This window comes from Streptomyces sp. NPDC006265, assembly GCF_040613555.1.
Lineage (GTDB): Bacteria > Actinomycetota > Actinomycetes > Streptomycetales > Streptomycetaceae > Streptomyces.
On sequence record NZ_JBEXSH010000493.1, the window covers coordinates 1 to 6,742 of the forward strand.

Here is a 6,742-nt window from a genome sequence, read left to right on the forward strand (position 1 = left end):
TGGTGCTGGTGGTGGTGCGGCAGACGCCTCTTCACGTCGGGTCGACATCGAGGACGTGCTGCGGTTCCGGGAGGTGCTGGAGGTGGGCGCGGCCGGGCTGTGCGCGGCGCACGGGCTGGAGGAGAAGCAGGCGGACCGGCTGCGCGAGGCCCTGGCGCGCACGCACGACGCGCCGCTCGCCGAGTACCGCCGCCTGGACACGCTGCTGCACCTCACGATCGCCGAACTGTCCGGCTCCCCCACGCTCACCGCCCAGTACGCGGCCGTCCGCGCGCGGGTCAACGACCTGCTCGACTGCATCCCGCTACTGGTGCGCAACCTGGAGCACTCCCAGCGGCAGCACACCGCCCTGGTGGAGGCGGTGATCGAGGGCGACGCCGATCAGGCGCGGGAGATCATGCGCGAGCACTGCGGGGGCACGGCGGCGCTGCTGCGGGGGTTCCTCGGCTGAGCCGGCGGCGCCCCGGCACGGCGTTCCGGCGCCTGGGGCCCCGCGTCTCGGCGCGGTGAGGATTTACGGGCGATTAACGCACAGGGCTTGCCATCCCCGGTTCGTCACCGCAAAGGTATGGCTCCATTCCATTGAGTCGGAGCCCGCTCGCCCCCGTGACCGCCGCCGCCCCGTCGGGAGTCTGCTTATGTCCCAGGAACCCACACTCACGCCCGCCGCCCCGGAGGGTGACGACTATCTGGAACGCAGAGCCCTGCGCCGCGGCAGCGCCGGCTGGGTGCTGCTGACCGGCCTCGGCGTCGCCTACGTCGTCTCCGGCGACTACTCGGGCTGGAACTTCGGCCTGGCCGAGGGCGGCTTCGGAGGTCTCGCGATCGCCATGGTGCTCATGGGCGCCATGTACGCGTGCATGGTCTTCGCGCTCGCCGAGCTGTCCTCGATCCTGCCCACCGCGGGCGGCGGCTACGGCTTCGCCCGGCGGGCGCTCGGCCCGTGGGGCGGCTTCCTGACCGGCACGGCGATCCTGATCGAGTACGTCCTCGCGCCCGCCGCCATCGTCATCTTCATCGGCGACTACGTCGAGTCGCTGGGCCTGTTCGGCCTGGAGTCCGGCTGGCCGATGTATCTGGTCTGCTTCGCGATCTTCCTCGGCATCCACCTGTGGGGCGTCGGCGAGGCGCTGCGCTTCAGCTTCGTCGTCACCGGCATAGCCGTCGTCGCCCTGATCGTGTTCGCCCTGACGGCGCTGCCCGACTTCTCCTTCGCGTCGCTGGACGACATCCCGGTCGACTCCTCCGCCGCGGGCTCGAACTCCTGGCTGCCGTTCGGCCTGCTCGGCATCTGGGCGGCGTTCCCGTTCGGCATGTGGTTCTTCCTCGGCGTCGAGGGCGTGCCGCTGGCGGCCGAGGAGACCAGGGACCCGGCCCGTACGCTGCCGAAGGCGATCCGCTGGTCGATGGGCATCCTGGCGGTGCTGGCGGTGGTCACGTTCTTCGCGGCGGCGGGGGCACGCGGTTCCGCGGCGATCCAGGAGGCGGGCAACCCGCTGGTCGAGGCGCTCCAGCCGAACGGCAAGGCGACCACCCTGAGCCGGATCGTGAACTACGCGGGCCTCGCCGGCCTCGTGGCGTCGTTCTTCTCCCTGATCTACGCGGGCTCGCGTCAGCTGTTCGCCCTGTCCCGCGCGGGCTATCTGCCGCGCTTCCTGTCGCTCACCAGCCGTCGCAAGGCGCCGTACCTGGGCCTGCTGGTGCCCGGCACGATCGGCTTCCTGCTGGCGGCGGTCTCGGGCAACGGCGCGCGGATGCTGAACATCGCCGTCTTCGGCGCGACCATCTCCTACGCGCTGATGTCCCTGTCGCACATCGTGCTGCGCCGCAGGGAGCCGGAGCTGGAGCGGCCGTACCGGACGCCGGGCGGAGTCCTGACGTCCTCGGTCGCGCTGGTGCTGGCCTGCGCGGCGCTGGTCGCCACCTTCCTGGTGGACGTGACGGCGGCGCTGATCGCCCTCGCGGTGTACGTCGTGGCGCTCGGGTACTTCGGCCTGTACAGCCGCAAGCGACTGGTGGCGAAGGCGCCGGAGGAGGAGTTCGCGGCGCTGGCGGCGGCCGAGGCAGAGTTGGCAAGGGACTGAGTGGTTCGACCGTGAGGGAGTTGTCGTGGCCAGGCCGTTGATCGGGGTCAGCACCTACCTGGAGTCCGGTGCGCGCTGGGGCGTGTGGGAACTGGAGGCCGCCCTGCTGCCGGTCGGCTACCCCCGGCTGGTTCAGCGGGCCGGCGGCCTGGCCGCGATGCTGCCGCCGGACGACACCCGGTACGCCGCGGACGCCGTGGCCCGGCTGGACGGGCTGGTCATCGCGGGCGGGCCGGATGTCGAGCCGGTGCGCTACGGGGCGGAGCGCGAGCCGCGAACGGGGCCGTCGGCGCCGGAGCGGGACGCGTGGGAGCTGGCGCTGATCGAGGCGGCGCTCTCGGCGGGTGTGCCGCTGCTGGGGATCTGCCGGGGCATGCAGTTGCTGAACGTCGCTCTCGGGGGGACGCTCGTGCAGCACATCGACGGGCACGCCGAGGTCGTGGGCGTCTTCGGCGGGCATGCCGTCAAGCCGGTGCCGGGGAGTCTGTACGCCGGTGTCGTGCCGGAGGAGACGTTCGTGCCGACGTACCACCACCAGGCCGTGGACCGTCTGGGCGAGGGCCTGATCCCCTCGGCGTACGCGGCGGACGGCACCGTGGAGGCGGTGGAACTGCCCTCCGCCGACTGGGTGCTGGGGGTGCAGTGGCATCCGGAGATGGGCGAGGACGTGCGGGTGATGCGGGCGCTGGTGGAGGCGGCGACAAGGGGCTGAAACTCCAGGGGGCTCCGCCCCCTGGACCCTCGTCCCATGCCCTCCCACCACCGAATCGGTCGGTAGGAATCCCGACTCGCCCTTCCGGGCCGCCAAGGCATGATTCAGCCCGTCCGGCGCTTGAGGACGAGGCCGACCGGAGGGCCGGGGCGGAGCCTCCGGGCGGGGTCGAGGAGGCAACGCCCCTGCGGATGGGACGGGCAAGGGCGGCGGTGGCGAGAACCTACCCCCGTGTCAGCGACAGCAGGTCCCGCGCCGGACCCGTGGGGCGATGGCCCGTCGGCCACACCGCTCTCAGATCCCGCGCCAGGGCCACCCCTTCGACCGGTACCGACACCAGCCGCCGCATCGCCAGTTCCTCCCCCACCGCCAGCTCGCTGAGCACCGCCGGCCCCGCCCCGCTCACCACCGCCGCCTTCACCGCCGTCGTCGAGGACAGCTCGATCAGCGGCCTGGCCAGCCCGCCGAGCGCCGCGTCCAGCACCTGCCGCGTCCCCGACCCCTCCTCGCGGAGGATCAACGGCGTCGACGCCAGTTCCTCCGCATACAGCGACCGCCGACGCCGGGCCCACGCATGCCCCGGCGCGGTCACCACTATCAGCCGGTCGTGGGCGATGACCGCCGAGTCGAGACCGGCCGGTACCGACAGCCCCTCCACGAACCCCAGATCCGCCTCGTCCGACAGCAGCCGCTCCGCCACCACCGTCGAGTTCCCCGCGTGCAGAGACACCGCCGTGTCGGGCCGCTGCGCGCGCAGCGCGAGGAGCCAGCCCGGCAGCAGATACTCGGCGATGGTCATGCTCGCGGCGACCCGCAACCGGGAGTCGCGCCGGTCGCGCAGCGCCTGCGCCCCCACGTCGAACGCCTCCGCCGCCTCCACGATCCGCCGCGCCCAGTCCGTCACGAGCGCCCCGGCGTCCGTCAGCCGGGATCCGCGGGGCGACCGGTCGACCAGCGCCACGCCGAGCTGTCGCTCCATCGACCGGATCCGGCTGCTGGCCGCGGGCTGGGTGATACCGAGCTCCCGCGCCGCGCCACCGAGACTGCCGAGTCGCGCCACCGCCAGCAGCAGCTCCAGCGCGCCCAGATCCGGCACCCGGTGCGCCACGGAGCCGGTGACCGCCGGCCCGTCCTGCTCATCCGCGTTGCTCATAAACCCAGCTTATGCCGCCATAGGGGCATGATCCCTGGTGGTGCGCCTCCCCCGGCCCCACCGTGGAGTCATGGTCACCGCAGCCCGGCTCCAGGCGTATCCGCTCTCCGTCCGTCATCTCGGACCCAACTGGTACGCCACCGTCATGGGCACGGCCGTCGTCGCCACCGCCGGGGCCGCCCTCGCGCCGCACGTCCCGGGGCTGCGCGGCGTGCTCGCGGCTGTCTGGGCGCTCTCGCTCGCGCTGCTCGTGACCCTGCTCGGCGCGCGGGCCGTGCACTGGACCCGGCACCGCGACCACGCCCGCTCCCACCTCCTCGACCCGGCGGCGGCGCCCTTCTACGGCTGCCTCGCCATGGCCCTGCTGGCCGTGGGCGGCGGTGCCCTCACCGTCGGCCGGGACTGGATCGGGCTGCGGGCGGCCGTGGCGCTCGACGCGGTGCTGTTCACCGCCGGCACGGTGCTCGGGCTCGCCGCGGCGGTCGTGGTGCCGTATCTGATGGCCGTACGGCATCGGGTGGAGCCGGGGCAGGCCACGCCCGTGTGGCTGCTGCCGCTCGTCGCGCCGATGGTGTCGGCCGCCGTCGGGCCGCTGCTGGTGCCGCATCTGCCGCCCGGTCAGGCCCGGGAGACGCTGTTGTTCGGCTGCTTCGCACTGTTCGGGCTCAGCCTGCTCGCGACCCTGGTCATGCTGCCGCTGGTCTTCGCCCGGTCACTCACCGGCGGGCCGCTGCCCCTGGCCCTCACCCCGACGCTGTTCCTGGTGCTCGGCCCGCTCGGGCAGTCGACCACCGCCGTCGGCGCCTTCGCGGACGTTGCGCCCGGGAGCGTACCGGCGCCGTACAGCGAGGGTTTCGCCGCCCTCGCCGTGCTCTACGGCGTGCCCGTGATGGGGTTCGCGCTGCTCTGGTTCTGCCTGGCCACCGCCCACGTCGTACGCGCACGGCGGCACGGGATGCGGTTCTCGATTACCTGGTGGTCGTTCACCTTCCCGGTGGGCACCTGCGTCACGGGCGCCGAGGCGCTGGCCCGGCACACCGGGCTCGTCGCCTACGCGGGTCCGGCGGTCCTGCTGTACATGGTGCTGGTCGCGGCGTGGGGCACGGCGGTCGTGGGCACCGTGCGCGGGCTCCTCAGGGGCGAGCTGCTCGCAGCGCCCCGGCCAGCACCCGCGGCGCCTCGGCCAGTGACGGCCCGTACCACGTCAGGTGCCGTCCACTGACGAGCGCGCAGGGCAGGCCGGGGAAGGCCTCGGGGCCGTCGTCCGCGGTGAAGCGGTACGGCTCGTCCGGCAGGACCACCACGTCCGGTGCCGAGGCGCGCAGCTCCTCGAGCGGGACGCGCGGGTAGCGGTCGGGGTGCGTCGCGTGCACAGGGTCGACGCCGAGGCGGGCGAGCACGTCGCCGGCGAAGGTGTCGCGGCCCAGGATCATCCACGGGCGGCGCCAGATCGGCACGACCGCGGTGAGCCGGGCCCCGGGCTCCGGCAGGGACGACCAGGTCTGCTCCGCCTCGTCCAGCCAGCGAGGCCGGGCCGTCACCCCGCAGGCGTGCAGCACCCGGGCCAGTTCCCGGAAGGCCTGCGGCACGTCCCGGATCTCCGTCACCAGGACCTCGGCGCCCGCGGCGCGCAGGGCCGCGAGGTCGGGTGCGCGGTTCTCCTCCTCATTGGCGATCACCAGGTCGGGCGCGAGGGAGAGGATCCGGCCGGTCTCGGGGTTCTTGGTGCCGCCGACGCGTACGACGTCCAGGCCGGGGGGATGCGTACACCAGTCGGTGGCCCCGACGAGGGCTCCGGGCGCGGAGCGGGCCACGGCCTCGGTCAGGGAGGGGACCAGCGAGACGACCCTCACCGGCGAGGCCGGTCCCGGACCGCCTCGATGTGCTCCGCCACGGCGACGACGACCACGCGGGTGTCCGACTCCGTCGCCCGCCAGCGGTGCCGTACGCCACCGGTCAGGTACAGCGTGTCGCCGCGGCCCAGGCGGTAGGCGCGGCCCTCCGCCTCGATCTCCACCGCGCCGTCGGCGACGTACATCAACTGGTCGTTGCGGTACTGGAATTCACGGCCCGCGTCATGGTCGCCGGTGAATTCGGAGGCATGCATCTGATGGTGGCCGCGGACCAGGGAACGGGTCCGGGGCTGAGGCTGGGGCTCGATGCCGTCGGCGCGGACGACGTCCACGCTGCACGCCGGGTCGGCCGCGGCGAGGAGCTCCACGGCGGTGGTGCGCAGGGCGTCGGCGACCTTCTCCAGGGAGCCGGTGCTGGGCCGCGCCCTGTCGTTCTCGATCTGGCTCAGGAACGGGACGGACAGACCGCTGCGCGCGGCGACGACGGCAAGGGTGAGCTCCAGCGCGCGGCGCCGCCGGCGCACGGCCGCGCCCACCCGAAGGGGTTGCTCTTTGTGGTCGCCCATCGCTCCGGCTCCCTCCTTCGCCCGTCGATCCGCTCCCCGTGCGGCGGTGTCCCGGCGCACTGCTCCTGTTGAGTTGTCTGCACCCTACGCACGTTCGGCAAACCGTTTCATGCGCCCGTCACACGCACTCCCAGAGCGTCGGGCCGAGAGCCGCGAGAGTCCGACAGGGGCGCAGTGGGCGGGCCGCCAGAATACGCCCGTTCGCGATGGTGCGGTTGTGCACGGCAGGTTTTCGCGGGCTCCCCACGGTGACACCGTGGATGGCAGCGATGTCGGGCCATCGGCGCCGCGCAGGCGATCGGTGACTCACCGTATTGGCCGGGTTCATACCGTGGCGGCGCCTCTTCACGAGAATCACGCATCAATGAAGTGGG

At 73.2% G+C, this 6,742-nt stretch carries 7 protein-coding genes; 4 read left to right on the top strand and 3 right to left on the bottom strand.

What is annotated here, in order from left to right; genetic code table 11:
- The 3 genes from ABZ281_RS31475 to ABZ281_RS31485 all read left to right on the top strand — a co-directional run.
- A partial coding sequence (locus ABZ281_RS31475) for an FCD domain-containing protein (RefSeq protein WP_356660996.1) occupies nt 1-451 on the top strand: 451 nt, incomplete at its 5' end.
- Nucleotides 452-638: 187 nt separating this feature from the next.
- The gene (gene eat / locus ABZ281_RS31480) at nt 639-2,084 is read left to right on the top strand and encodes an ethanolamine permease (RefSeq protein WP_356660998.1); all 1,446 of its coding nucleotides are present in this window, start codon (nt 639-641) and stop codon (nt 2,082-2,084) included.
- A gap of 37 nt (nt 2,085-2,121) precedes the next feature.
- A complete protein-coding gene (locus ABZ281_RS31485) occupies nt 2,122-2,796 on the top strand; it encodes a gamma-glutamyl-gamma-aminobutyrate hydrolase family protein (RefSeq protein WP_356661008.1) in 675 nt (224 codons plus the stop codon).
- Nucleotides 2,797-3,019: 223 nt separating this feature from the next.
- Here the strand turns inward: ABZ281_RS31485 and ABZ281_RS31490 are convergent, their stop codons facing one another.
- Nucleotides 3,020-3,949: a LysR family transcriptional regulator gene (locus tag ABZ281_RS31490; protein ID WP_356661000.1), complete on the bottom strand. Its 930-nt coding sequence runs from the start codon at nt 3,947-3,949 to the stop codon at nt 3,020-3,022.
- A 70-nt stretch (nt 3,950-4,019) separates the two neighbouring features.
- Here ABZ281_RS31490 and ABZ281_RS31495 point away from each other — a divergent pair, with 70 nt between their 5' ends.
- The gene (locus ABZ281_RS31495; protein ID WP_356661002.1) at nt 4,020-5,171 is read left to right on the top strand and encodes a TDT family transporter; all 1,152 of its coding nucleotides are present in this window, start codon (nt 4,020-4,022) and stop codon (nt 5,169-5,171) included.
- Here ABZ281_RS31495 and ABZ281_RS31500 read toward each other — a convergent pair.
- Both ABZ281_RS31500 and ABZ281_RS31505 read right to left on the bottom strand, forming a co-directional pair.
- Nucleotides 5,083-5,802 (bottom strand): helical backbone metal receptor, encoded by a 720-nt coding sequence (locus ABZ281_RS31500; RefSeq protein WP_356661004.1) that lies wholly within the window; start codon nt 5,800-5,802, stop codon nt 5,083-5,085. The two genes, ABZ281_RS31495 and ABZ281_RS31500, sit on opposite strands and share 89 nt — an antisense overlap.
- Nucleotides 5,799-6,368, bottom strand: coding sequence for an XRE family transcriptional regulator (locus ABZ281_RS31505; protein ID WP_356661006.1), 570 nt, complete (start codon nt 6,366-6,368; stop codon nt 5,799-5,801). The genes ABZ281_RS31500 and ABZ281_RS31505 overlap by 4 nt, the downstream gene beginning before the upstream one ends.
- Nucleotides 6,369-6,742: the final 374 nt, after the last annotated feature.